This window comes from Priestia sp. BR_2 (assembly GCF_041954005.1).
Classification (GTDB): domain Bacteria; phylum Bacillota; class Bacilli; order Paenibacillales; family Paenibacillaceae; genus Paenibacillus_AQ; species Paenibacillus_AQ lautus_A.
This window is the reverse complement of the sequence record NZ_JAVFHM010000312.1, coordinates 206,167-230,799: the sequence shown is the minus strand read 5'-3', so window position 1 is coordinate 230,799 and position 24,633 is coordinate 206,167. Positions and strand designations below refer to the sequence as shown.

The window sequence follows — 24,633 nt, the reverse complement described above, 5'->3', positions numbered from 1 at the left end:
CCAAAAAGCGGGAATTGTGCAACATTAACCCCAGGATTCCCGTTAATCATAATGGAGGTGGTTATATGGCAAAGCGAAAGCGTTGGAGCAAAATAATCACAGCATCTGCCGCAGCTATGCTGCTTATGGCAATGACGGCATGCAGCGGCGAAGGCCCGACTTCTCAGCCGCCGGCGGATCCGAATCCGGTCGAGGAGCCCAAGTACGAGATTAAGCAAGGAACCGGTACTTTCGTAGGTCAAATCGATAACAATTCGATCGAAATCGAGACGGCCGATGGTCCGACTGCATTCCGGCTGGGCGAGGGGATGGATCAGATCATATCCAAACTTCAGGGAGAAGAGTCCGTCTCCTATGAGTACAGGGAACAGCCGGTTGAAGGCGAGGAAGATTTGAAGCAGTTGATCCTCATCAAATTGACGGTGGACGACGAAGGCGGCGGCTCGAGTTCCGAGAACGCGCAGCTTCCGGAAACCAAGGATTTCGAGTTGGAGCTGGAGGGCATGAAAGAAACCAAAACAGCCAAACTGGCCGAGGGTGACGGCTACGCGCTGTATATATTCGATATTTTTTCCTTCGATGCAAAAACCAACAGGCTGACCATGAATGTGGACCAGGATTATTACGTCGAGATTACGAGGCTGCCTTCGGATTACAACGCGGACATACTCAAGCTTGAGGCGGAGAAGGAGCTTGCGGAGGTTGGCAAAGTCCATGAAGCTGAGGGCAGTGAAAGGCACAAAGTCTTGAAGGATGCATCCGTGTATATGATAGGCGAAGGCGAGGGCCTCACGAAGATGTACATTGTGGATGAGTTTGACGGACAGGGTTATATATTCCGCGTAAATAACCCTCACCGCGAACCTTCCGAAGGATTTGCTACACATGCTTTTACATCCTTGAGCTCGATTGTTAATCGATAATGTCATGCAAACAGCCCCTGTCGTTTGGCCATAAGGCCAAGCAGCAGGGGCTGTATCGATATTCGAGGGGGTCCGACGTTACTTGGACGTCTCCAAGTATTGCTTAATGAATCGCAGTGCATTCGCATCGCGTTCCGTGCCTTCGCGAATCCCCGCAAACATTTCTTTCTTCAGGACGGGCAATTCTTCGCCAAGCGGGCTGCCCATAATATCCACGGCATACACATGCTCCGCGCCGTCTTCCTCATTTGTACCCTTCACCAGCATTTCCGGGGTAAGCAGTTCCTTCAGCTCGCCTTCGACTTCCGCTTCGAGCGGGCGTACCATGCCTTGATTGCCAATCCAATCAAAGGCGGTTTGATCCATGATATACAGGTCGGGACGTTCGGTGGACAGCACCAGCAGTGCCTTTTGCAGCATGGCGGCATCCTGCGGATTGTTGGAATCCAGGGGAGGCACGTAGTTAATGTTAACGGTTACGCGTTTCCATTCGGGAAATTGGGCCAAAATCGCGTCTTCGATCGGTTTAAGGTCCTGTCCGCCATCCTGGCTCATATAAGAACCGAGGAACATGACTTCCAGGTCAACCGGGGGCAGGCTGGCCAGCCGTTCCTTCTCTGCCTGATGGTTGAAAATGCTGATCACGATATAAATGAGAACGCCTACCAGGGCAATGCCGCCGAGCACGTGGAATTTATAATAACGGAAGAAATGGTCGGTTTTCTCCGCCGTCCCGGCAAACCTCTTGTATTTGCCGTACCGTTTCTGATTCATCTCTTCCAAAGCTTTGCGGTTCTCTTCTTCCAGGATGAATTTATAGGCTTTGGTGATTTCGGCAAACTCGGCTTCGATCTCTTCCGCCCGGTCCGGCTCCCGCCTTTGATGCGAACGGGTTTGGCGCATGAGCAGCGTATACCGGTCGTCAAGCTGTTCCTTGGTTGCATCCTCCGGCAGACCGAGCCGCTCATAGGCTTCTTTCAGTTGGTCCATTCATGTCACCTCTTCTATACTGTGAGAGTTTCCTAGTTACCAGTATATAGCGTAGAGGCAGCAGGTTACAAACGTTTATGAGATGTTTCGACGCTTCTCGGCTTGCTATGGGGCAAACGGTCATCCATAAGAGGAAACCATCCAATTTTGCAGCTTGCCAGGATGGTAAATCATTCATCGATTTCCTGAATGATTGTGAATGTTTTTGAACGTTTTAGATTGTTTTTTGAGACGAATATGATACTATAAACTGTAGAGGGGGATTCATTATGCTGACGGAAGAAAGATACCGAATCATATTAGAGCGCTTACAACAGCGCGGTGTCGTGAAGCTGCAGGAATTGGTAGAACTCCTTGAAGCTTCGGAATCGACGGTAAGGCGAGATTTGATCGACCTTGAAGAACGTCAATTGCTAAAGCGTATTCATGGCGGAGCCGCTCTGCCGAGCCCAAAGATACAAGAACTTGGAATCGAGGAAAAAACGTTCAAAAACATTCAACAGAAAAACGCGGTTGCCCGGTTGGCTGCTGCACAGGTTGAGGATGGAGAAAGCATTTACCTGGATGCGGGTACGACCACGCTAGCCATGATTCCGTTCATCGACGCCAAAGACGTCACGGTTGTCACGAACGGTTTATCCCATATCGAAGCGTTGGTCAGCAAGCGGATCAAAAGCTATCTGCTGGGCGGCATGATGAAGATTCATACCAAAGCCGTCATCGGAAGCATCGCGCTGCAAAATATGGACAACTTCCGTTTTGACCGGTGCTTTCTGGGCACGAACGGCGTGGATGCGGAGATGGGCTACACCACCCCCGATCCGGAAGAAGCCTTGATCAAGCGGCGGGCCCACCAGCTGTCCGCTTCCAGCTACGTCCTTGCGGATTCCAGCAAAATCGGAGAGGTTTCCTTCGCCAAATTGCTGGACCTGAGCGAAGCGACGCTGATTACGGAGTCCTTGCCGGAATCATGGAAGAAGGTCATTTCACAGAAAACCAAAATAATTGAGGGATCATGATGATATATACGGTTACACTGAATCCTTCCATTGATTACATCGTGGAAGTTGAGCATATCGAGCTTGGCGGATTGAACAGAATGACCCGGGACATGAAGTTTCCGGGCGGGAAAGGAATTAACGTATCGCGTGTGCTGAACCAGCTGGGAGCCGATAATACGGCAATCGGTTTTCTTGGCGGTTTCACCGGCCGTTATATCGACGAGATGCTCGGCAAGGAAGGAATCCGCACGGATTTCGTGAACATCGCGGACGATACCCGCATCAACGTTAAGCTGAAGCATGGCGGAGAGACCGAGATCAACGGCTTGGGACCCGATATCCGGGAAGAGGAAACGAAAGAGCTGCTCCATAAGCTGTCACAGCTTGAAGCCGGCGATATCGTTGTGCTGTCAGGCAGCGTGCCGCCTTCGCTGGGTTCGGACTTTTATGGCCGTCTGATCGAAGCGTGCCGAAAGGGCGGCGCCGAATTCGTCATGGATACCACCGGTGAGGCTCTAATGAGGGCATTGGCCTATAAGCCGCTCCTTGTGAAACCGAACCACCACGAGTTGGCCGAGTTGTTCGGCGTCGTCATTGACTCAAGGGAGCAGCTTGTGGAGTACGGACGGAAACTGCTTGAGAAGGGTGCTCAGCATGTCCTGATTTCCATGGCCGGAGAAGGGGCGCTGTTCATCACGGCCGATCGGGTCTATCACGCCCATGTTCCGCCGGGTACCGTCCGCAATTCGGTCGGTGCCGGAGATTCGATGATTGCCGGATTCGTCGGCACGCTTGCGAAGGGCCAGGGCCCGATCGAGGCATTCCGGACGGGGGTCGCCTCTGGAAGCGCTACGGCGTTCTCGGACGACTTGGCGGCAAGGGAAGCGATTGATGAGCTGCTTCCTCTGGTTAGGATCACGGAGTGGTGAGCCGCTTCACATACCGGGAATGGGCGGTTATCACCACGAAGATTTCAAGGGAGTGTGAATCAGCATGAGAATTACGGATTTAATGATACAAGAAACGATGATCATGGATCTGAAGGCGGTCACGAAGGAGGCTGCCATCGATGAACTGATCGGGAGTCTGTCCGCCAGCGGGCGGATCAACGATCCGGTTTTGTTTAAAGAGATGATCCTGAAGCGTGAAGCCGAATCCAGTACGGGGATCGGCGGCGGCATTGCGATGCCCCACGCCAAGACGAAAGCGGTTAACGAGCCGACCGTCGTGTTTGCCAAGAGCAGCGGGGGCGTGGATTTCGAAGCGCTGGACGGTGAGGCGGCGCATGTTTTTTTCATGATCGCCGCTCCCGAGGGAGCGGGGAATACGCATCTTCGTACCCTTGCAGCGTTATCGAGGCTGTTGATCGATGCGGAATTCATCGCGCAGTTGATGAAGGCGGAGACGCCGGCGGAGGTAACGGCTTTATTCGACTCCAAGCAGGCGGTTGAAGAAGCCGCCAAGGCTGAGAGGGAAGCAGCCAAAAAAAGGGAAGCCGCACAAAAGGAAGCGGAGAACAAGCATCGGGAATCCGGCATTGCAGCCCAAGCTGACCAACGGGATGTTTCTGCCTTGGCCTTGACTCCGTTTGTGGTTGCCGTAACGGCTTGCCCGACCGGCATTGCCCATACGTTTATGGCCGAAGACGCCCTTAAGAAGAAAGCCCAGGAGATGGGCGTCGAAATCCGGGTGGAGACGAACGGCTCGGAGGGCGCGCAGAACGTATTGACGGAAGAGGAAATCCGCAGGGCCTCAGGCGTCATCATTGCCGCCGACAAAAACGTGGAGATGGCCCGCTTTAACGGAAAACCCGTTCTCCAGCGTCCTGTCAGCGACGGCATCCGCAAATCGGAGGAGCTGATCCGCAAGGCGATGGGCGGCGAGGCGCCGATCTACCGCAGCGATGGCGGCGGTGAGCCGAAGGCGAAGGACGCGGAGAAGGGCAGCATAGGCACGAAAGTGTACAAGGACCTGATGAATGGTATTTCGCACATGCTGCCGTTTGTCGTGGGCGGGGGCATTCTTCTGGCCATCTCCTTCCTGATCGAGCAGCTCGCCGGCGAGGATCATCCGCTCTTCCAGCTGCTGCAAACGATCGGCGGAGGAGACGGTGCCTTCCACTTCCTGATTCCGGTTCTGGCGGGCTTCATAGCGCTCAGCATAGGCGATCGTCCGGCGTTGATGCCCGGCATGGTCGGAGGCCTGATGGCCCTCAATTCCAATTCGGGGTTCCTTGGCGGTCTTGCGGCAGGTTTCTTGGCCGGTTACGTGGTTATCCTGCTGCGCAAAGCGTTTGCGGGGCTGCCCCGAGCGCTTGACGGCTTAAAGCCGATTCTGTTGTACCCGGTCGTCGGCCTGCTTTTTACCGGAACGATCATGTTCTACTTGTTCGATCCGTTCTTTAGCTGGATCAATCTCGGCCTGATTGATATTCTTAACAATTTGGGCACCGGCAACGCGGTGATTCTCGGTCTGATTCTGGGCGGGATGATGTCGATTGATATGGGCGGTCCCTTCAATAAAGCGGCGTATGCATTTGCGATCGGCGTATTCACATCCAGCGGCAACACGAACGGAGCCATGATGGCTGCGGTCATGGCCGGCGGGATGGTGCCTCCGCTGGCCATTGCTCTGGCCACGACGTTCTTCAAGCATAAGTTCACGGAGCAGGAACGCAAATCTGGCGTGACCAACTATGTGATGGGCCTTTCCTTCATAACGGAGGGGGCGATCCCGTTCGCCGCGGCCGACCCGCTGCGCGTACTGACATCCTGTATACTCGGTTCCGCGGTGGCAGGCGGGCTGACGCAGCTGTGGAGCATCAACGTTCCGGCCCCGCACGGGGGAATCTTTGTCGCTGCTCTTGCCAATCATGCGCTCCTGTTCCTGTTCTCGGTTCTCATTGGTTCGGCGATCTCGGGTGTGCTGCTTGGCGTTTGGAAGAAGCCGCTTGAACGAAAATAGACTCAATTACACGGGTTCAGGGTGAGCCATTAACTTACCTTCGACCCGTTTTTTCTTATGACGGCAGGCCCTGATTTTCTGATATGAGAACGCTTAGGAATGGTGTGCCGAGCGGGAATCAACGGAGGATCCGCGATTCTCTTGGGGAACAGAATCTATGAACATCCGGATTTCTACTGGGTACGTCATGGTATAATCGAGTCATGTTAGGAACAGGAAGGAGAGAGGACAGAGATGAGAGAACAGAACAGCAGCAGCCGGGGGCCGGAGCAGCTGATCGATGAAATCAACCGGACGTCTACAACCGATGGGATGGCGGCCGTTTGGTTTTTGGGTCAGGAGAGCGTTGTCCTGAAGGGCGGGGAGGTCGTCATCTATATCGACCCTTATATGTCAGCCGACCTGGAACGCAAAGCGGGATTTCAGCGCGCGTTTCCGGCTCCGCTGCAGCCGGAGCATATTACGAATGCAAACATGGTCCTGATCACCCATGAGCACGATGATCATATGGATCTCGGAACGATTGCGGTCATCGCCAAACAGAATCCGGAAACAGCGTTTGTTGCGCCGGCATGCTGCCATGAAGCGATGCGCGGTGCCGGCGTGGCGCCGGAGCGGCTGTTTGCGGCCGTATGCGATGAATGGCAGCAGTTTGATGGCTTTCGTCTGATGGCGATTCCGGCTGCCCACGAGACCTTGGATGAGCATGAAGAGTTTGGACACCGATTTGTCGGTTACCTGGTGGACATCCAGGGCGTGTTGATCTACCATGCGGGAGATACCGTAGTCTATCCCGGATTGGTGGAAAGGCTGCAGGCGCACTCCATTGATATCGGGATGGTGCCGATCAATGGGGGAGATGCCTTCCGCCGGAAGGACGGCATCGTCGGGAACATGGGCTTCCGGGAAGCCGCAGAACTTGCCGCAGCGTCGGCATTCGATTTGACCATTCCGATGCATTACGATATTTTTCCATGGAATGGAGAGAAGCCGGGGTACTTCGTGGATTATTGCTATGAGAATCATCCGTATATGAAAACCAAAGTGATGGCGCGCACCGAGCGTTTGCTTTATGTAAAAGCCGAATAAGCGATAGACATTCCGATGGAATTTTTTTTCAAATGCGGGACAGCGAGTTCGCAATTTTTCGAAATGACAAGCATATGAATAAGACATGCCTTTATAAATGGAGATGTGGGATATGCTGTCATTTCGAAAACATGTCATTATCGTGATCGGAAGCTTTCTGATCGCGATGGGGACCAATTTTTTTCTTGTCCCGCATAAAGTTCTGGATGGCGGAGTTATCGGGATTGCTCTGATCGCCAACTACGTGTTTGACCTACATATCGGATTCGTAATCATTTTGTGCAGCATCCCCATGTTTATCGCCGCCTGGATGTTAAATCGCGAAATCTTTTACAATAGTCTGTCAGGCATGCTGATATCTTCGTTTGTCATCGATTTGCTCTCCCCGTTGCAAACGGATTTTTTGCGTTTTTTTGCTCCCCATGTGATTATCAGCGCGCCCATAGGCGGTGCGTTGATCGGGGCCGGGCTAGGATTGATGCTGAGGAATGATGCAAGCACGGGCGGAACGGATCTGTTGGCTCATTTTCTGGCAAGGTATTTGCCATTGAATGTAGGCGTCATTATTTTGCTGATGGATGCCGTCATCATCGGATTCGGAGGCGTTCTGCTCTCGGGAAGCACCTTTGTGTACTCCATTCTGACGATTGTTGCAGGCGGTTTTACAACGGGCATGATTACACAGAAACGATGGTTCGGAAAGAGAAGGATCTAATAACAGACAAGCCTATCAAGATCGACTTGATAGGCTTGTCTGTTATTTATGAAGATGAACATGCAGCGAACGCCATCTATGAACTACTACGGCATGTGCATTAAGATTATTTATGGGAGGTTTGAGCTTCCTTAAAGGCGTGGATATAAGCACGGGCCTTCTCCGTAATCAAATTGAAGTCTCCGCTCTTAAGCGCGTCTTTGGTCAGATCGGACCCGATTCCGACCGCGAATGCCCCGGCCTTGATCCATTCATGCAGATTGTCCAGATTCACGCCTCCGGTCGGCATGATATTGGCCTGCGGCAGCGGGCCCTTCAGAGAAGGTATGACGGACGGAGAGTACAGATTACCCGGGAAGAGCTTAACGACATCGACGCCAAGCTCAAGCGAGGCCACGATATCATGGACGGTAACGGCACCCGGCATGACCGGAATGCGATATCGGTTGCAGAGCATAATCGTATCGCGGTCGAACCCTGGGGAGACCACGAACTCGGCACCGGCCAGGATCGTGATTCTGGCCGTTTCTGCATCCAGAACCGTACCGGCTCCGATGATGGCATAGTTGTCCGCTTGCGGGTCTTTGGAAGAGTACATTTTGGATAACGTCGTAATGGCTTCCGTAGCGAACGGTACGGTCATGGTCACCTCGATGACCTTGATCCCGCCTTCAATCGCGCGTTTGGCAATCTCTACAACCTCATCGGGAGAATCGCCGCGCAGGACCGCGACAACGCCAGCCTGATGGATCTGTTCGATCAGTTTCAATTTTTTCATGTTATACACTCCTTCTTAATCTATGCATTCTATTAGATGATGGCTTGATATCCAATCATAGCGGGTCAACGTTCGATATGGGCGGCATTTCCTCGCCGCTGTTGAACTTCCTCCCAGGTCGGAAGCGCTTCCCAGTCACCTGGGGCTTGGATGACCAGGGATCCGGTTAATCCGCCTAGGGACAAGGCCTCTTCCGGTGTCCAGCCTTTGGCGATGCCTGCCAGGAAGCCTGCGCAGAAGCCGTCTCCCGCGCCAACGGTATCCACTACGTTATCCACGCGCTCAAAAGGAAGGGAGTAGGTCCCGGTTTCCCGAACAATAACGTTGTTTCCGTCGAAACTCTTGATCACGGACATGCCGGGGAGCTGACGCAGACGGTCCAGGATCATCTGCTCGTCTTCCGTTTCGAACAACAGCTTGCATTCATCATAGCCAGGGAGGAAATAATCACAGCTTTCGGCAAGCTCCAGCAATACGGGGCGAGCCTCCTCAATGTTCCACAGCTTCAGCCTGAGGTTCGGATCAAAGCTGATCTGGACGCCATGCGTTTTGCATACGGAAATGACATGCCGTATCGTCTCCAGGCAGTTGCTGCTTAAGGCGGCGGTGATGCCCGTGAAATGAAGGATGCGGGCCTTGGCTATGTATTCGGAGTCTACATGGTCCGGCGTCATTTGGCTGGCGGCAGAGCCTTTGCGGTAGTAATAGACGGAGGATTGACCGCGAACGTTCTGTCTCAGCATAAGACCGGTCGGTGCAGCATCCGTTTGTCTGGCGCTGGAAACATCGACCCCTTCACCTCGAAGCGTTTTCAAAATGCCGGTTCCGATCGGATCGTTGCCGAGCTGGCCGAACCATCCGCTGCTGCAGCCAAGCCTGGAAAGCCCGATGGCGAGGTTGCTTTCGGCGCCGCCGAAGGACTGGGCCATGGTTCCTCCCTGGCCAATGCCCCGTGTGCCTTCGGGATATAATAATCCCATCGATTCGCCGAACGTGATGACATCGATAGGACGCATACCATTATTCATAGAATTTACCCCCTTATATACAGTCTCCGTTATTAACACTTTACCCTGATGGTGATGATAACTCAATAAAAAATAACACAATGTAAATAACCTCCTATCCGGGAAAGATAGGAGGTATGCATGGGCTTTCAGCATAGGAGAAAGCAAAAAAACAATGCTTAGAAACCTTTATACTGAGGCTCTTCCTGTTCAAGCTGCTGAACCCGCTGGGCTACTTGGTCTACGACTTGCTGCGTTTGTTGTGCCGCGGTAGTGAACAGATCCTTGGCATTTTGATCTTGCGTAGACAACGCAAATTGCTCAAGGCTGGCCTGAGCGCTTTTTAAGGATGAGAGGCATGTTTTCACATCGGAAGCTACGGTCATTGGTTTTTATCACTCCTTTCATGCGTAATAATGTACGCATTTTGGAGAAGAACATGCATGAAGCATGGCAAGGAAAATAATGGTGTGATTTCAATTAGGATATTTGACAATAATCTATATAGTGATTGCTATGTCATTACATCGAAAGGAAGGTCGTTGTTGTGCCTCAATGGTTGGAAATCGTACTTAGAACCGTATGTGCCGTGGTCGTGCTGTTCCTGATGACGAAAGTGCTTGGCAAGCGCCAGGTGACGCAGCTATCTTTTTTTGAATATTTAACAGGGATCACGATCGGTAGCATAGCTGCCTATATATCCTTGGATCTGGAAGCAAACTGGTATTTAGGGCTCGTGGCTCTGGGCGTCTGGGTTGCCTGCTCGCTTCTCATCGAATTCCTGCAAATCAAGAGCAAAAAGGCAAGGGATTTTATCGATTTTAAATCAACCGTGCTCATTCAAGGCGGCAAGATATTAGAAGATAATTTAAAGAAGGAAAGGCTGTCGACAGACGAGCTGATGCAGCAGCTCCGCAAAAAAGACGTGTTTCAGGTCGCCGACGTGGAGTTTGCCATCATGGAATCCAGCGGTGAGATCAATGTCCTGCAGAAGCGTGAAAGTTTGCCTTTGACTCCCAAGGATCTAGGCATACAGGTAGCGCCGGAAAAACCTGGGCAGGTAGTGATCATGGATGGCGAGGTCATGGATGAACCGCTGCGCGTTTCGGGCTTCAATCATGGATGGCTGGTGGAAGAGCTGGACAAGCAGGGCGCCAGGATCAAGGACGTATACCTTGCTCAAGTCGATACCTATGGACAATTAACCGTCGATTTGTATAACGATCAGATCCAGGTGCCCCAAAACGAGGAACGGAAGCTCTTGTATGCAAATTTAAAGAAATGCCAGGCGGATTTGGAATTGTTCAGTCTCAGCACGAAAAGTAAGAAAGCCAAGAAAATGTATGAGGAGAGCTCCAAACTTATGGAGAAAATTTTAGCCGATGTACAGGCGATTCTGAAGACGTAATGGATGTCGCCGAGTCATAAATCCGCAAAAACCGGAATAGGATATTTTTGTGTATCACAAAAGGAGCCGGTTGCCGCCGACTCCTCGTACAGCAGATCTTCGCCCGCAAGGTGGATATTTGCTTGCAACCAGACGTAAGAAATAGATTCATCTGTTCCAGGACGGGTCTATTTCTTATTATGGAAGGCAAGGATCGAAACGACCAGAGTGGCGAACGAAATCATTAAAGCCAAAGCTTCATTCACGCCCATGCCGATCACCTCCTGCTGCCACCCTTGCTTAGCTGGTCTACTGTACTATATAATATGCCAATTGCTTACAATAAAAGAACCTTTTTGTAGGAAGCGCTTACATAAAATGTTGGTTTTTTGACGAGATCAGAAAGCATAAACATCGGAGGTTTATCATACTTTCCGAGAAAATTTCTCCTTAACCATGTTGATCCGTAAGAGGGGAGCGGCTGACGGCCGCTCTTTTTCATGCTGAATTTCGAAAGACGAACAGGATGGAAGGCGGTTCATTACAAGTTCAAGACTCTCAAGCGGGTTTATGATCAGGCTTTGGTCTTGGTTTTGGCCTACGCTTGCGTTTACGGAAAAGGGAAGCGACCCAATAGAAAATCGGGATTAACTCCATAAGAACAAAGAACATCGCCATCCCGAAGGAATTGAAGTCCTGGAGAAAGAGAATCGGATTTTGCGAGTATTGGTATGCAATCACCATTGCCGTTCCTCCGATGATCGCAATCAGCGGACCGTCCATCTGCTTCAGGTTTAGGAGCTTCGCCAGACACCTAGTGCTCACGTGGATGAGGAAGGCGCTGTGAAAGAACATCGAGCTGCTCCATAACCCAATGATCAGCGGATCGGAATTGCCAAGGAACCCGCTGGCTGCACGCATTAGTTCGACGAGCGGATACTGCAGCTCGCGCCCCAAATAGGGTCCGAAATTCAGCAGGGCCGAAGCCCATTGGAGCATCACGGCTACCGTGACCAATAGTCCCGCCGTTGCAAGGTTGCGAAAGGATTTTTTATTGAATTGGATATAGGGAGCCAGAAAGAGGAACACGAGCCATTCCGCGAAGAATGAAAGGCAGAACAAGCTGTCCATGAGCGCAGAACCATAATTGTGATGCCTGACCATCGCAATCATCATATCGAAATGCGCTTCCTTAAAGAAAAACATATTCATGGACACAATGGCAATGACGATGACGAGAAACAGCCCGTCGGAAATATAAATCATCGTCTCCATGCCCCATCTAGCCGTAACCATCACGACAAGGCCCACAATCAGGAGGACGAACCATTGTGGGGACTCCCGCATATAATTGGTATCGAAGAATAATGTGAAACCTTCGATATCCATTCCTATGTAATTGATTGACCAGAAGAATACCAAAGCGACAATCGGAAAGTGGATCCATTTGCTGACCAGGGCGCTGCCGAATTCGATCCAGGGTTTCCGTGGATCCCACTGTCCGACCTTCAGCATAAACCAGAGGAAGATCAGGCTGATCGCATAACCGCCCAGAATCGCGGCCCATCCCAAATAGGCCGAATTCCACAAGAGGGGACTGATCAGAAATCCCGTAGGTATGGCATTAAGATAGACAAATCCGAAGCGGAACAGCTGCCAAGGCGTATTGCGCATGCGGGTTTGTACCTCCTTTCGTTTTTTTAGATGTTACAGCCCATCCAGCCAGCCGAACAGCAGCATGATCAGATGGTTGGGGGTGAGCCACTCGTGAGTGTACAAGGCGATAACATTCCAGACGGAAAAGGCAAGGATCAGAATGAGCATGGTCCATTTTTCACGGGGAGACCTTACCTTTTTCTTCGCGAAGTACCATTCCGTCAAGGCGTATACGAGGAACACAAGAGCCAGCATGGCATGCCTCCTTATTTCGGATTCCTTTTGAGTACGGCCCCGAAGTTTCGAATCTTGATGTCGGTAACCACCTGAATCTCCACTTCGTTTTTGTAATAGTCGGACCAGTTGGAGCGAACCTTCTGCCAATGATCGGGGTAGTTCCAGTCGACCAGCATTCCGAGCTGCAGGACGTCTGCACCGACCCGCTGCGAGGTATGGAGGGCCTTTCTGAGGTGACCTGCAATGAGTTCATTGAGCTCATGCTCAATAAGCTCTTTCGCCTGAAGGGTATCCAATTGCTTATGATTTTTTTTGTACACCACATCTCCTGTCCCGCTCAGCTTGACGGTGAATATCGGATGGCCCGAGACCATGCGTACGGATTTGCTGGAGCGGGTTGAAATCAGGAAAGCGCTGGCTTTTCCTTTTTCATCCCATGAAACGGTATACAGGGGGGCTTTTAATTCGTTCACTCCCCAACTGACGGCAAGCGACTCTTCCATCGGAAGGGTGGCTACCAGCTTATGTTGATGAAACAGCGCCGTGCCTTGAATTCCCGTCCACGGCTCCAGTCTCTCCTGGTCAGCAACCATTGGCTTCATGCCGGCCGCCAAATAGGTCAGGGCATACCCTTGATTGGCCGATTCGGCATAGAGGCAATCCTTCAGGTTTGTAGTGATCATGTTGTGCTGGTCCGCAAAGCGAGTGAGCACCTCCGAAGGCATCTGTTCAAAGACCGGCGTCAGCTCGGCGACTTTTTTCGCGTCTCCGGGCGCAACCATGATGTAAATACTCATATTCGTTGTCGGTTCTCGCTGGAGCAAATCCATCAGCTCCTCTAATCCGGCTTCTGCGTAGCTCTTGCCTACGACAACAACCTTGGTGTGGCTGAAGTCGAAGCGCCGTGACAGATCCCGTTGGATCAAGTGGAGGGCATCCTGCACGGTAGTGGAGGATTTGGTTACCATGGCATACGGATCTCCACCGCCCTTCCCGCCTGCTTGCCGCCCGGATGTTAGCCGGTTCGGCAAGGGAGCGCTGATTGTAACTTCCACGCTTCCGTCTTTCTGGCTTTTATTCACGTACATGGCAAATACAAAGGTTTGCTCGTTGATCTCAACCTTGGTCAGGTTGAAGCCACAGCCGGTCAACAACGATAATGGCAGCAGAATTTTCAACCATTTGAGTAGAAGCATTATCGTTTTCGTCTCCTTAAATTGTTGGATGATGCATAGGTTTTAGGCCTGTTCTTCATCAGCATGGACGGCGCCCGCACGAAGGTGTCCTTCCATTCCGATAAGACAAGAGGGGCAACGGGCAGCAGGTACGGCGTATTGAACGACTTCAGGGAAGCCATATGTCCGTACACCAGGAAGGCGGCCGTAAACACGCCGATCAGACCGAGCGTTCCTCCAAGTATGAGGATAGGAAAGCGCAGCAAGCGGAACGCCAGCCCCAGCTCGAAGTGCGGAATGATGTAAGAAGCGATGCCCGTTATCGAAACCACGATGACCATGGGGTTCGATACGATCCCCGCTTCCACCGCGGCCTGTCCGATGACAATGGCGCCGATGATGGATATCGTCTGCCCGACGGGCTTCGGGATACGGGTCCCGGCTTCCCGCAGCGCTTCAAAGGTCAGTTCCATGATCAGCGCCTCCGCTAAGGCGGAGAACGGTATGTTTTCACGCGATGCGGCTAAGGTGATCAGCAAATCGGTTGGTATGATGGATGGCTGAAAAGTTGTGATAGCGACATACAGGGCAGGCATCAATAATGAAATAATCGCGAACATGAACCGGACGACCCGAATCCAACTGGAGGAGAAGAAGCTGTGATAATAATCCTCGGACGACTGCAGCAGGGAAAATAGGGTGACGGGCACGATCAGCGCCGACGGCGTTCCGTCCTGCATGATGCCAACCCGGCCTTCAAGTAGGGACGCGGCAACGGAATCGGGGCGTTCCGTGTATTGAAACTGAGGAAAGGGGGATTTTACGCCTTCCTTCATTTGCTCGGACAAGGTGCTGATCCCAAACGTCCCGTCGATGGACATGCTGCTCAGCTGCCGGTCCACTTGAGCAACGATTTCAGGTTTGCACAAACCGTCGACATACACCATGTACACGGCGGTCTTGGAGTAGTCGCCGATCTGGTAGCGCACGGTTTTGAGATCCGTATGTTTGATTTTGTGCCGGAGCAGCGATAGATTTGTTCCGATGTCTTCGATAAACGCTTCCTGCGGTCCGTTCACGACCAGCTCGTTCTGAGATTCCGAAACCGCCCGCTTCTGATACAAGACGATGTCGAACAAATAAGCCTCCGCCAATTGTTCCACAATCACAACGGCTCTGCCTTCAACGATCATATCGGCAATATACTCGGCCGAGGAAGAACGCTCGAACGGAACCGACAGCATGTCTCCGCGATCCATGCGGTCAATGAAATTAAGAAAATCATGCTGAACCTTCGCGGCTTCCTTAATCAACGGTTTGACGATGTATTCATGCAGGGTGCTGATATCCACGATAGGCTCAATGTAGATGACGGTACACGTTGATCCATGGAGACGCAAGGATTGGTAGATGACATCTTCGCAATGTTCCAGCCGCATTTTAACAGGATCGAGCAGCGCGGGCCGTACCTTCGATTTCATTGAAACTTCCCTCCTTTGCCGGTATATAGTAAGGCGCATCCTCTTTAGAATGCCGTACTTTTAGCAACTTATACCGAATTTTCCAGAGATAACGGCTCAGAGCTGAAGGGGAAATCACGAATAGACCGAGACATTTGAGTTTGAACGGTATAAAAAAAAGCGCCCGGAATAGAATTCCGGGCGCTTTTACAGGGGGAGCTTCGGGCTAAGGCTTCGATTTTCCTCTGCGAATGGATTCTTTGATCTTGTGGAGCAAGGGTTTGCGGTAGACGGAGAGCATGATTCGCAGCAAAATGTAAAGAATCAGCGTAGAAAGAACGCTGTTGATCAAGGCGCCGACGAGAAAGTTAACGCCCATGTCGCCCAACCTGCCGAAATGGTCCGTTTCAACGATATAATCCGTCTCCGGAACGGGAACCGTGAGCGCATCTTCGATTTCGAAGGTCGCCGGAAACGTAGTGAACAGGTGCACAAACACGCCGATTCTATAGTTTAGATAGAACAGGATCGGCCACAAGACGGAGCCTGCGGACGCCGCAAGGAAGGCGGAGGGGATGTTCCCCCTTACCATGCGAGCCAGCAGCGGAGCCAGCAGCAGATCGATGCCAAAGGTGGGATACCAGCAAGGGAAGAAGCCGACGGCAAAGCCGAGAGCGATCCGATGGTCGCTATTTTGCATGCGAAGGGTCCGGAGAATATAGTATTTCAGACGTCGAATGTATTTATGAAGCAAAACCGTTTCCTCCTGCGGGTACTGATGGGATATAGATATACTGGGATCTCTTGCGCAGCATTCTATGGGATCCTATTTATAATAGGAAGAACTTTCAAGAATTATATAGTAGACGCTCGCAAACCGTCAATCCAAAGAAGAGCGTAATGGAATATATGCGTGTAATATTACTTTGACATGCATAGTAATGTGCGTTATATTATACCCATTCCATCCGTTAGGAGGTTCGGGTATTTGATTGAACCCTTACATAACAGTGACTTGATACGCGGCAATATTGATACCTTTATTTTGCATGTGCTATCAGATGGAGACAATTACGGCTATCAGATCATTAAGGAGATCGCGATTCGAAGCGGGAATCGATTTGAACTGAAGGAGCCTACATTGTATTCAAGTCTGAGGAGGCTGGAGAAGCAGGGATTGATACGCTCCTATTGGGGAGAAGAAACCCAGGGCGGGAGACGCAAATATTACAATCTCAGCCAGGAGGGAATGAAGCGTTTGCTGCGCAACCAAGAAGAATGGAAGGCGGCACGCGAGATTATCGATGTTCTGATTGGAAACGGAAAGGAGCTGAAGTAGCAATGACCAACAGGCATGACCTCGAGATTTTTGTGGATCGCCTATTCGCGAATCAACGCAAAACCAAGGAAGTTGTCGATCTGAAGAACGAGGTTCTCAGCAATTTGGAGGCGCGGGTCACGGATTATATGGAGAACGGTATAGCATATCAGTCGGCGATCAGTCTGGCGATCGAAAATATGGAAGACATCGAATCTCTGATTGACGACAACCAGAAAATTTACAGCTACCGTTTCCGTCATGACCTCCTTCAGAGCGCCCTTATTTATTCCTTGCTGGCCTGGATCGCTACCATTCCGGCCCGGTTTTTGCCAAACGGGATATGGGTGAACACGCTCCTCCTGTGTTTGGCTGCATTAACCGGTGCGGCGTATCTTTCCATGTCACGGCATCTCAAACGGTATGAAAAGCAGACAGCCGTCATCAATGCAGGCAAATTGAACCGATGGAGCAAGTGGGCATGGTGGCTGTGGTCGATATTTATCGTGGTTATCTCCATGTATACCTTCGTGATTCAATACGGCAGCGATTTATGGTTTGGGCGAGAACTGTCGGTCGATGGGCCTTATTCGTTCTACGTGACCGTCATGCGGTATGTTATCCCGATGACGTCGGTCATCATTCCGCTGCTGGTACAGAAAGCTTATAAACTAACGTTTCAACTTGAGGTGAATGAACCATGAGCAGAAAGAATTGGCTGATCGTTGTCCTGCTGCTTATCGGCATCGGGGGCATGGTGGCGCTGGAGGGATACATTAAGCCCAAGGCACATGAACAAGCGGTTCAGTATGAAGCGGAGCAAAATGATCCGTTGACACACGATATACGGAATTCGCTGAAATTCGCCAGCCCATATATGGGCAATGCCGGGAACCTGATCAACTTGAATGCTTCGCTTCCCATGCGTGACATTGAGCGCACATTTCAGCTGTATCCGGAGGAATTGACGGCCGAGCTTCGGTTCAAGTCCAGGGTCGGCGATCTGAAAGAGGACATGCTGAAGCAAACGCTGGTCTATAATTCCACTGCGAATTTTGCCATGATTGATAATTTGGATACACTGATCTTCAAGTTTGAAGACCGGTCCTTCACCATCCGTCGGGATGAGGTGGAGGCATGGTATGGCATCGGGACGGGTCTTGCGTCCTTGAGGGAAGCCGTGACATGGGAGAAGGAAGTTCAAGCCCGTCTTCACGATAACAAGTATGTCAGTGAATACGTAGATAATCTCATCGAGATCAAGAATCTATAGAGCTAAACCGGAGGGGAGTGAACGTGATGGGTTCAGATCAACGCCAAATCATCCTAGGCGCTTTTCTGATGAATTACGGCCATCATATCGCTGCATGGCGTCATGCCGATTCGGCAGGGGTCGGGGCGATGGACTACGATTTCTATAAACGCTGCGCCCAAGCAGCCGAACGCGGAAAATTCGATATGGTATTCCTTGCGGACAACAACTCGATCCCGTTGATCGAGGATTTACGGACGAATGTCAGCTTTCTGCAGCCTGAAGCGCTCACCATGCTGAGCGGCCTCGCCGGGGTGACGGAACGTATTGGATTAGCCGGAACGGCATCTACAACCTTCAACGAGCCGTACGGATTGGCCAGGCGTCTGTCTACGCTGGATCATATCAGCGGCGGCAGGGCCGCCTGGAATGTGGTGACCTCCACGAAGGATGCGGAGGCACGCAATTTTGGATCGGCGGTATTAATGGAGCACGAAAAACGGTATGAAAGGGCGGAGGAATTTCTACGAGTCGTGACCGGATTATGGGACGGCTGGGAGGACGATGCCCTTGTATTGGATCGGCAAAAGGCGGTCTTTGCCGATACGGCACGGATTCATCGGGCGCATCATGAAGGCGAGTACTTCTGGGTGGAAGGGCCCTTGAACATGCCGAGATCTCCGCAGGGGAGGCCTGTCATCATTGAAGCGGGAACCTCGGCTGCCGGAAGAAGGCTGGCGGCTCGAACGGCTGATGTCGTGTTCACGGCCTGCGAGAGTAGGGAGGATGCGATCAAGTATTACCGCGAGTTTAAGGACTTGCTCATGGAGTATGGACGGGAGAGGGAAGAGGTAAAGGTTCTGCCGGGACTGCAGGTTTTCCTTGGGGACAGCGAAGCCGAAGCCATGGCATATCACCGGACATTCAGCGAGCTCATTCTGCCGGAGGCAGGGGTGAAGTATGTGTCCCAGCTGCTGAATGCGGATTTGACGGGATATCCGGCAGACGGCCCGCTGCCCGATTTGCCGCGGGAAGGAAACAGCAGCCGGGCGATCATGATTATGGATATGGCCGCGAAGTCAGGGATGAGCATTCTGGAGCTCGGCCGGCATTACGCGGTGTCGAGGGGACATATGACGATGGTTGGCACTGCGCGGCAAGTTGCCGATATGATGGAGGATTGGTTCCGCAGCTTGGCCTGCGATGGATTCAACATAATGGCTCCTCTGCTCCCGAGCGGGCTCGAACAGTTTGTGGAGCGCGTAGTCCCGCTGCTTCAGCAGCGGGGGCTGTTTCGCGAGGAATATGCGGGCAGGACGCTACGAGATCACCTCGGGCTGATCCGGCCGCAAACCCAACATGAAAAATAATTGACGACAAAATTAGACGGTGTTATAATCCAACTTAACATATCGGAAATGATAGAATTAGATGCTTTGTTTATCTACCTAACCAACGGAGATGAACGAGACGTTCGATTCTAAGGGCTACATGACAATTATAACGCTAATATGATTGATGCACATTCTACCGGACGACCGGAGATGCATCCTTGGATCAAGTTATGATCCGAGGGGTGTCTCCGGTTGTTTTTTTATGAATCTAGCAAAGTGAGGGGTTGGCATTATGCAGTATAGAACACTGGGCAGAACCGGGGTTCAAGTGTCGGAGGTAAGCCTCGGGACGATGTCTTTCGGGCGCTGGATCGATGAGAGGGATTCGGCCGCCGTATTGGATCAAGCGCTTGGTTCCGGCATCAATCTGATCGATACGGCTGACGTTTACGGCACGGGCATGGATAACGGAAACGTCAAGCAGCTCGGGGAATCGGAAGAAATTCTGGGCAGGCTGCTGAAGGAGCGAAGACAGGACATTCTCCTGGCAACCAAGCTGCATAATCGCATCGGACCCGGCATCAATGACCAGGGCCAAAGCCGCTATCATATTTACCGTGCGCTGGAGAACAGTCTTGCCCGGCTCCAAACGGATTATATCGATCTTTATCAAGTACATCGGTTTGATGAGTTAACCCCGCTGGACGAGACGCTTGATGCGCTTACGGATCTTGTACGGCAGGGGAAAGTGCGTTACATCGGCTGCTCGAACTATGCGGCTTGGCAGCTCGCCAAAGCCCACGGCATCAGTGCGCTGCATGGCCTTCGCCGGTTCGAAAGCGTACAGCCGGAATACAGTCTCATTACTAGAGAGATTGAACGCGAGCTGATTCCCTTTGCCCAGTCCGAGCAGGTCGGGGTTATCGTGTACAGTCCGCTCGGCCGGGGCATATTGTCCGGCAAATATCGGGCGGGCGAAGCTCCCCCAACGGACTCGCGCCTAGCTGCAGGCGAGCAGCGGTTACGATTGCTGCTGAACCAGCGGCATGCGCTTTCCGTCGTGGAGGGGATCCGGCCGCTGGCCGAACAGCGGGGATGGACGCTTCCGCAGTTCGCCCTGAATTGGGTGCTCAGCCGCCCTGGCATCACGTCAGCCATTGTCGGGGCATCGAAGCCTGAGCACATCGCGGATACGCTGAAGCATTCGGATGAACGGCTGACAGAGGAAGAACTGCAGGAGATCGACCGCTTGACGGAGGAATTCCGCGGATCAAGCAGATATAACGCCAGTACCTATTCGGCATGATCATGATCAACCATAACCAATATGGATCAGGAAGGTGACACAACCATGAGTTCAAAACGTCGTCAATTGCATCTTGGATTGTTCTTATTCGGGACGGGCTATCATCCCGCGGGCTGGAGGCTGCCCGAAGGCAAAACGGACGGGGCTTACGATCCCCAGTTCCTGAAGGAGGTCGCCCAGAAGCTTGAAAAGGCCAAGTTCGATTTCTTTTTCCTGGGGGACCGATTGGCCACGAGCGCGGATATGCAGCATTTATTCCCTTCCCAAATGACGCGGCTGGAGCCGTTCACCATGCTGTCCTATCTGGCAGCGGCAACGGATAAAATCGGTTTGATCGGCACGGTGAACACCACCTATGCCGAGCCTTACAACATCGCACGCTTCACGGCATCGCTGGATCATCTCAGCCGGGGCCGGGCCTCATGGAATGTCGTGACAGGCTCCGATACGCGGGCTGCGCTGAATTTCAGCCGGGAGAAGCATTGGGATAACGCCAAGCGGTACGACTATGCCGAGGAATTCATCGAAATCGTCAGCGGGCTGTGGGACACCTGGGAGGATGACTCCCTTCCGCGGGACAAGGCAAGCGGCGTGTTCGCCGACGGCAGCAAGGTGCATGCCCTGGACCATGTCGGCGAGCACTTCTCCGTCGCCGGGCCGCTGAACATTCTGCGTCCGATACAGGGACAGCTTCCGCTGATCACGGCAGGAACCTCCCTGCGCAGCCAAATGCTGGCGGCCCAATACTCCGACATGGTCTTCACCGGAACGAACGTCAAAGAAGTCGCCGTGAAATTTTACAAGGAAGTGAAAGAGCGCCTGCCGGCGTATGGAAGGGAAGCTTCGGATTTGAAGGTCCTTCCCGGGCTGGTTCCGATCGTGGGCCGGACGGAGGAAGAAGCACGGGCCAAATATGCGGAGCTGAACGAACTGGTGGTGACCGATTTCGATCTGGGTCCCCTTTCGGATAAGATCGGAATCGACCTGAGGGGATATTCGCTGGAGGATCCGCTGCCTGACCTATCCGCTTCGGAAGCCGCGCTGCACTGGGCCGACTTGGCCAGAGGGGCGAACGGACGCGAGGATATTACGATCAGGGACCTGTTCTATTTCTTCACCGTCACGGTCCGCGGGCATCTGCTCGTGGTCGGCAGCGCGCAGCAGGTAGCGGATATCATCGAAGAGTGGTTCCGGGATGAAGCGGCCGACGGGTTCAATGTTTGCCCTCCCTATATGCCTGGCGGTCTGGATCTGTTCCTGGAGCTGGTTGTGCCGGAGCTTCAGCGCAGAGGCTTGTTCCGCACCGAGTATGAAGGCAGCACCTTCCGGGAGCATTTGGGACTGAGCCGCCCAAGGAACCGTTATGACCTGATTGCGAAGGGGTGAGCCGGATGGGAACGAGGAATGCCAAGAAATTCCCCGGCATCTGGGCAGGTCAGGGGGCATTGCTGCTGGTCATACTGGGGATCTGCGAGGTTCTGGTTCGCACGGAGACCGTCAGCAGCTTGTATCTGCCTGCGCCTTCCCAAGTATTCCGCGAACTGTTCAAGCTGTTCGGTGACGGGGAGATCTGGAAGCACCTGTACGTCACATTGGCCGAGTTCGTTGCGGGCTACGGCATTGCGGCCATTGGCGGGCTCGCCGTCGGCATGGCTCTGGTGCTGATCCCATGGGCGGAGCGGTTCTTCCGGCCGTACCTTTCGGCGCTGATGGCGATTCCGAAGGTGACGATCGTTCCGCTGCTGGCGCTCTGGCTCGGGATCGGGATCACGCATAAAATATCGATTGTGTTCCTGTTTTGTTTCTTTACGATCACGGTCAATACGATGACCGGAATCAAACAGACGGCGGACAACCATCTGAAGGTCGCCAAAGTATTCGAGGCGACGCGCTATCAGACCATCATGAAGGTGATATTGCCATCGGCTGCGCCCACCATTTTTGCCGCTCTCCGAATTTCGGCCGCTACCGGACTGGTCGGGGCGCTGTTCGGGGAGATGCTGGCGTCGAAGGATGGCCTTGGCAATATTCTCGTGAAGGCGACATCGCTGTACAATACCGCGCAGGCTTTTGCCATTGTAGCGCTGGTTACCGTCGTATCCGTACTTATCATTTCATTGATCGATTTGTTGGAACGCAGCGTTTTTTTGAAATGGAAATCATCATAGACCATCGGGCAAAAGCACCACTACCAGGGGGAGAGAACCATATGAACAGAAGAGGAATACGTCCATACCTAATAGCACTTGCGGCGCTATGGCTGATCGCCATGACGGCCGGCTGCGCAAGCGGTCAAGATAACGGGAAGGAAGCGGCACCGTCCGCCGGGGACGGAGAGAGCGCGGCAGGCGCCAAGCTGGAGAAGATCCGGTATGCGCCGCTTAGCGGGGTCAGCGGACTGGCGGTGTCCTTCGGGGCGGAGAAGGGTTTCTTCGAGGAGGAAGGACTCGACGTCGAATTTATCACCACCAAGGACCCGATAGCCGGTCTGACCAGCAAGGACATTGACGTGGTCGACGTGGCCACGACGACGGCGATCGTGGCTGCGGGCAAGGGCGCTCCCGTTAAAATCGTCTCCTCCATGTTCCGGACCAAGGGGCCGTTCTACCTGATCGCCTCGCCGGAGATCCAGAAGGTGGAAGACCTGAAGGGCAAGAAGGTGGGCATCGCCGTGTTCGGCAGCGGCCTGGAGGTATATACGCAGGTCATCCTGAAGGAGCACGGATTGAGTCCGGACGATGTGACCTTCATTGCCAACAGCACGCATCAGGCGGCTTACGCGAGTCTGGAAACCGGACAGGTCGACGCCACCATCATTCATGAACCGTTCGCTTCTCTGGCTGAAAAGCAGGGAAAGGGCCATATCATCGCTACAGGCTGGGATTACCTGCCGACCTTCCACACCGGGGTGCTGGCGGCCCGCGACGGTATTCTGGAAGAGAAACCGGAATTGGTCGAGAAGCTGCTGCGAGCTTACTTCAAATCGCAGGAGTATGCGAAGAGCCATCCGGACGAGTTTAAGGCTTACTATCTGAACAACATCGAGATCGATCCCGAGGTGCTGGATCTGGCGCTGAAGCGCGAAGAGGTGCTGTGGGAGAACAATCCGGACGTGGACATCAACGCGTTGAATGATACCCAGCAGATTCAGAAGGAGCTGGGCTTCCAGGATGAGATCTACAAGGTGGAGGATATTCTGGACCTCAGGTTTATTCCGAAAAAATAAAGTATGGCAGGAGGCGTTCCTATGTCCGGCTTTACGGTTGAAAATGTCTCGAAGGTCTATGGCGGCGATCTTCCAACAATCTCGCTTCAAAATATAAACCTGCAGGTGAGGGACGGCGAATTTCTGTGCATCCTCGGGCCGAGCGGCTGCGGAAAAAGCACGCTGCTGGAGCTGCTGGCGGGATTGCAGCTTCCGACGGAGGGCGACATTTTGCTGGATGGCAAGAAGGTTCAGGGGCCTACGCGGAGCTCTGGGGTCGTATTCCAGGATGCATCCCTGTACCCGTGGCGCACCATTTCGCAGAACGTCGGCCTTGGGCTGGAGCTTGCCGGCATGAAAAAAGCGGAGCGGCAAACGCTCGTGGACAAATATCTGAGCATGGTCGGCTTGGAGGGATTCGGCTCGAAATATCCACATCATTTATCGGGTGGCATGCGGCAGCGAGCAGGGATCGCAAGAGCGCTCGTGAGCAGTCCGAGCATCCTCCTGATGGACGAGCCGTTCGGCGCGGTGGACCATCTTACCCGGCTTCAGCTTCAGCAGGATCTTCTCCGCATATGGCAGGAGGAGCAGAAAACGGTGGTGTTTGTGACCCATGACGTATCCGAAGCCGTCTTTCTCGCAGACCGGGTCGTCCTGCTGTCCCCGCGCCCCGGGCGCATTCACCATATTTTCGACGTTCCCCATGAGCGTCCGCGCAAGCGGGAGGATGCCAGCCTCCTGAAGATTCAGAACGACATCTACGCTGCGATTTATGACGTCAAGACGGAAGAGGATTTGGAATTTACGATTTAAACGGCAGCTTGATATCAGAA

The 24,633-nt window shown here is 52.8% G+C and carries 26 protein-coding genes; 16 read left to right on the top strand and 10 right to left on the bottom strand.

What is annotated here, in order from left to right; translation table 11 throughout:
• The first annotated feature begins 65 nt into the window (after positions 1-65).
• Entirely contained in the window at positions 66-923 is an 858-nt protein-coding gene (locus tag RB298_RS27830) for a hypothetical protein (RefSeq protein WP_486049603.1), read from the top strand.
• Between the two features lie 78 nt (positions 924-1,001).
• Here RB298_RS27830 and RB298_RS27825 read toward each other — a convergent pair whose 3' ends face one another.
• Positions 1,002-1,913 carry a J domain-containing protein gene (locus RB298_RS27825; RefSeq protein ID WP_486049601.1) on the bottom strand — a complete coding sequence of 304 codons (912 nt, stop codon included), beginning with the start codon at positions 1,911-1,913 and terminating at the stop codon, positions 1,002-1,004.
• A 269-nt stretch (positions 1,914-2,182) separates the two neighbouring features.
• Here RB298_RS27825 and RB298_RS27820 point away from each other — a divergent pair, with 269 nt between their 5' ends.
• The 5 genes from RB298_RS27820 (at position 2,183) to RB298_RS27800 (ending at position 7,682) form a co-directional block, all read left to right on the top strand.
• Positions 2,183-2,932 (top strand): DeoR/GlpR family DNA-binding transcription regulator, encoded by a 750-nt coding sequence (locus RB298_RS27820; protein ID WP_096776392.1) that lies wholly within the window; start codon positions 2,183-2,185, stop codon positions 2,930-2,932.
• Complete coding sequence (gene pfkB / locus RB298_RS27815; RefSeq protein WP_486049629.1) at positions 2,932-3,843, top strand: 1-phosphofructokinase; 912 nt, start codon at positions 2,932-2,934, stop codon at positions 3,841-3,843. The genes RB298_RS27820 and pfkB overlap by 1 nt, the downstream gene beginning before the upstream one ends.
• A 64-nt stretch (positions 3,844-3,907) precedes the next feature.
• On the top strand, positions 3,908-5,878 hold the full coding sequence (locus RB298_RS27810; RefSeq protein ID WP_486049599.1) for a PTS fructose transporter subunit IIABC: 1,971 nt from the start codon (positions 3,908-3,910) through the stop codon (positions 5,876-5,878).
• 234 nt (positions 5,879-6,112) lie between these two features.
• Positions 6,113-6,967, top strand: coding sequence for an MBL fold metallo-hydrolase (locus RB298_RS27805; protein ID WP_096776390.1), 855 nt, complete (start codon positions 6,113-6,115; stop codon positions 6,965-6,967).
• Positions 6,968-7,079: 112 nt separating this feature from the next.
• Complete coding sequence (locus tag RB298_RS27800) at positions 7,080-7,682, top strand: YitT family protein (protein ID WP_036659917.1); 603 nt, start codon at positions 7,080-7,082, stop codon at positions 7,680-7,682.
• A 106-nt stretch (positions 7,683-7,788) separates the two neighbouring features.
• Here RB298_RS27800 and RB298_RS27795 read toward each other — a convergent pair whose 3' ends face one another.
• From RB298_RS27795 to RB298_RS27785, 3 genes are all read right to left on the bottom strand, one after another.
• Positions 7,789-8,460, bottom strand: a complete 672-nt coding sequence (locus RB298_RS27795; RefSeq protein ID WP_096776389.1) for a bifunctional 2-keto-4-hydroxyglutarate aldolase/2-keto-3-deoxy-6-phosphogluconate aldolase — start codon at positions 8,458-8,460, stop codon at positions 7,789-7,791.
• A gap of 65 nt (positions 8,461-8,525) precedes the next feature.
• Complete coding sequence (locus RB298_RS27790; RefSeq protein WP_486049596.1) at positions 8,526-9,488, bottom strand: sugar kinase; 963 nt, start codon at positions 9,486-9,488, stop codon at positions 8,526-8,528.
• A gap of 158 nt (positions 9,489-9,646) precedes the next feature.
• Entirely contained in the window at positions 9,647-9,853 is a 207-nt protein-coding gene (locus RB298_RS27785; protein ID WP_009595791.1) for a DUF1657 domain-containing protein, read from the bottom strand.
• Positions 9,854-10,014: 161 nt separating this feature from the next.
• Here RB298_RS27785 and RB298_RS27780 point away from each other — a divergent pair, with 161 nt between their 5' ends.
• Positions 10,015-10,875 (top strand): DUF421 domain-containing protein, encoded by an 861-nt coding sequence (locus RB298_RS27780; RefSeq protein WP_096776387.1) that lies wholly within the window; start codon positions 10,015-10,017, stop codon positions 10,873-10,875.
• A gap of 167 nt (positions 10,876-11,042) precedes the next feature.
• Here the strand turns inward: RB298_RS27780 and RB298_RS27775 are convergent, their stop codons facing one another.
• The 6 genes from RB298_RS27775 to RB298_RS27750 all read right to left on the bottom strand — a co-directional run bounded on the left by RB298_RS27775 (position 11,043) and on the right by RB298_RS27750 (position 16,136).
• A complete protein-coding gene (locus RB298_RS27775; protein ID WP_223260591.1) occupies positions 11,043-11,126 on the bottom strand; it encodes a putative holin-like toxin in 84 nt (27 codons plus the stop codon).
• Positions 11,127-11,412: 286 nt separating this feature from the next.
• Positions 11,413-12,528: a GerAB/ArcD/ProY family transporter gene (locus RB298_RS27770; protein WP_096776386.1), complete on the bottom strand. Its 1,116-nt coding sequence runs from the start codon at positions 12,526-12,528 to the stop codon at positions 11,413-11,415.
• A gap of 33 nt (positions 12,529-12,561) precedes the next feature.
• A complete protein-coding gene (locus tag RB298_RS27765) occupies positions 12,562-12,765 on the bottom strand; it encodes a hypothetical protein (protein WP_096776385.1) in 204 nt (67 codons plus the stop codon).
• A gap of 11 nt (positions 12,766-12,776) precedes the next feature.
• A complete protein-coding gene (locus RB298_RS27760) occupies positions 12,777-13,943 on the bottom strand; it encodes a Ger(x)C family spore germination protein (protein WP_096776384.1) in 1,167 nt (388 codons plus the stop codon).
• A complete protein-coding gene (locus RB298_RS27755) occupies positions 13,943-15,403 on the bottom strand; it encodes a spore germination protein (RefSeq protein WP_096776383.1) in 1,461 nt (486 codons plus the stop codon). The genes RB298_RS27760 and RB298_RS27755 overlap by 1 nt, the downstream gene beginning before the upstream one ends.
• A gap of 205 nt (positions 15,404-15,608) precedes the next feature.
• Positions 15,609-16,136, bottom strand: a complete 528-nt coding sequence (locus RB298_RS27750; protein WP_009595805.1) for a DUF2062 domain-containing protein — start codon at positions 16,134-16,136, stop codon at positions 15,609-15,611.
• 234 nt (positions 16,137-16,370) lie between these two features.
• On the opposite strand from RB298_RS27750, the gene RB298_RS27745 reads away from it, so the two are divergent.
• From RB298_RS27745 to RB298_RS27705, 9 genes are all read left to right on the top strand, one after another.
• Positions 16,371-16,721, top strand: a complete 351-nt coding sequence (locus tag RB298_RS27745) for a PadR family transcriptional regulator (protein ID WP_090909122.1) — start codon at positions 16,371-16,373, stop codon at positions 16,719-16,721.
• A 2-nt stretch (positions 16,722-16,723) separates the two neighbouring features.
• Entirely contained in the window at positions 16,724-17,404 is a 681-nt protein-coding gene (locus RB298_RS27740) for a permease prefix domain 1-containing protein (protein ID WP_096776382.1), read from the top strand.
• Positions 17,401-17,973: a DUF4825 domain-containing protein gene (locus RB298_RS27735; protein ID WP_096776381.1), complete on the top strand. Its 573-nt coding sequence runs from the start codon at positions 17,401-17,403 to the stop codon at positions 17,971-17,973. The genes RB298_RS27740 and RB298_RS27735 overlap by 4 nt, the downstream gene beginning before the upstream one ends.
• 26 nt (positions 17,974-17,999) lie before the next feature.
• A complete protein-coding gene (locus RB298_RS27730) occupies positions 18,000-19,322 on the top strand; it encodes an LLM class flavin-dependent oxidoreductase (RefSeq protein WP_096776380.1) in 1,323 nt (440 codons plus the stop codon).
• A gap of 256 nt (positions 19,323-19,578) precedes the next feature.
• Complete coding sequence (locus tag RB298_RS27725) at positions 19,579-20,592, top strand: aldo/keto reductase (protein WP_277746768.1); 1,014 nt, start codon at positions 19,579-19,581, stop codon at positions 20,590-20,592.
• Between the two features lie 45 nt (positions 20,593-20,637).
• The gene (locus RB298_RS27720; protein WP_096776378.1) at positions 20,638-21,978 is read left to right on the top strand and encodes an LLM class flavin-dependent oxidoreductase; all 1,341 of its coding nucleotides are present in this window, start codon (positions 20,638-20,640) and stop codon (positions 21,976-21,978) included.
• A 5-nt stretch (positions 21,979-21,983) separates the two neighbouring features.
• Positions 21,984-22,760 carry an ABC transporter permease gene (locus RB298_RS27715; RefSeq protein ID WP_096776377.1) on the top strand — a complete coding sequence of 259 codons (777 nt, stop codon included), beginning with the start codon at positions 21,984-21,986 and terminating at the stop codon, positions 22,758-22,760.
• Positions 22,761-22,801: 41 nt separating this feature from the next.
• Positions 22,802-23,818 carry an ABC transporter substrate-binding protein gene (locus tag RB298_RS27710; RefSeq protein ID WP_096776376.1) on the top strand — a complete coding sequence of 339 codons (1,017 nt, stop codon included), beginning with the start codon at positions 22,802-22,804 and terminating at the stop codon, positions 23,816-23,818.
• Positions 23,819-23,839: 21 nt separating this feature from the next.
• On the top strand, positions 23,840-24,613 hold the full coding sequence (locus RB298_RS27705) for an ABC transporter ATP-binding protein (RefSeq protein ID WP_192570793.1): 774 nt from the start codon (positions 23,840-23,842) through the stop codon (positions 24,611-24,613).
• Positions 24,614-24,633: the final 20 nt, after the last annotated feature.

Excerpts from the sequence above, each read along its gene's own strand:
- RB298_RS27830 (WP_486049603.1), top strand. The coding sequence starts at position 66 with ATGGCAAAGCGAAAGCGTTGGAGCAAAATAATCACAGCATCTGCCGCA.
- RB298_RS27825 (WP_486049601.1), bottom strand. The coding sequence starts at position 1,913 with ATGGACCAACTGAAAGAAGCCTATGAGCGGCTCGGTCTGCCGGAGGAT.
- RB298_RS27820 (WP_096776392.1), top strand. The coding sequence starts at position 2,183 with ATGCTGACGGAAGAAAGATACCGAATCATATTAGAGCGCTTACAACAG.
- pfkB (WP_486049629.1), top strand. The coding sequence starts at position 2,932 with ATGATATATACGGTTACACTGAATCCTTCCATTGATTACATCGTGGAA.
- RB298_RS27810 (WP_486049599.1), top strand. The coding sequence starts at position 3,908 with ATGAGAATTACGGATTTAATGATACAAGAAACGATGATCATGGATCTG.
- RB298_RS27805 (WP_096776390.1), top strand. The coding sequence starts at position 6,113 with ATGAGAGAACAGAACAGCAGCAGCCGGGGGCCGGAGCAGCTGATCGAT.
- RB298_RS27800 (WP_036659917.1), top strand. The coding sequence starts at position 7,080 with ATGCTGTCATTTCGAAAACATGTCATTATCGTGATCGGAAGCTTTCTG.
- RB298_RS27795 (WP_096776389.1), bottom strand. The coding sequence starts at position 8,460 with ATGAAAAAATTGAAACTGATCGAACAGATCCATCAGGCTGGCGTTGTC.
- RB298_RS27790 (WP_486049596.1), bottom strand. The coding sequence starts at position 9,488 with ATGAATAATGGTATGCGTCCTATCGATGTCATCACGTTCGGCGAATCG.
- RB298_RS27785 (WP_009595791.1), bottom strand. The coding sequence starts at position 9,853 with ATGACCGTAGCTTCCGATGTGAAAACATGCCTCTCATCCTTAAAAAGC.
- RB298_RS27775 (WP_223260591.1), bottom strand. The coding sequence starts at position 11,126 with ATGGGCGTGAATGAAGCTTTGGCTTTAATGATTTCGTTCGCCACTCTG.
- RB298_RS27770 (WP_096776386.1), bottom strand. The coding sequence starts at position 12,528 with ATGCGCAATACGCCTTGGCAGCTGTTCCGCTTCGGATTTGTCTATCTT.
- RB298_RS27765 (WP_096776385.1), bottom strand. The coding sequence starts at position 12,765 with ATGCTGGCTCTTGTGTTCCTCGTATACGCCTTGACGGAATGGTACTTC.
- RB298_RS27760 (WP_096776384.1), bottom strand. The coding sequence starts at position 13,943 with ATGCTTCTACTCAAATGGTTGAAAATTCTGCTGCCATTATCGTTGTTG.
- RB298_RS27755 (WP_096776383.1), bottom strand. The coding sequence starts at position 15,403 with ATGAAATCGAAGGTACGGCCCGCGCTGCTCGATCCTGTTAAAATGCGG.
- RB298_RS27740 (WP_096776382.1), top strand. The coding sequence starts at position 16,724 with ATGACCAACAGGCATGACCTCGAGATTTTTGTGGATCGCCTATTCGCG.
- RB298_RS27735 (WP_096776381.1), top strand. The coding sequence starts at position 17,401 with ATGAGCAGAAAGAATTGGCTGATCGTTGTCCTGCTGCTTATCGGCATC.
- RB298_RS27730 (WP_096776380.1), top strand. The coding sequence starts at position 18,000 with ATGGGTTCAGATCAACGCCAAATCATCCTAGGCGCTTTTCTGATGAAT.
- RB298_RS27725 (WP_277746768.1), top strand. The coding sequence starts at position 19,579 with ATGCAGTATAGAACACTGGGCAGAACCGGGGTTCAAGTGTCGGAGGTA.
- RB298_RS27720 (WP_096776378.1), top strand. The coding sequence starts at position 20,638 with ATGAGTTCAAAACGTCGTCAATTGCATCTTGGATTGTTCTTATTCGGG.
- RB298_RS27715 (WP_096776377.1), top strand. The coding sequence starts at position 21,984 with ATGGGAACGAGGAATGCCAAGAAATTCCCCGGCATCTGGGCAGGTCAG.
- RB298_RS27710 (WP_096776376.1), top strand. The coding sequence starts at position 22,802 with ATGAACAGAAGAGGAATACGTCCATACCTAATAGCACTTGCGGCGCTA.
- RB298_RS27705 (WP_192570793.1), top strand. The coding sequence starts at position 23,840 with ATGTCCGGCTTTACGGTTGAAAATGTCTCGAAGGTCTATGGCGGCGAT.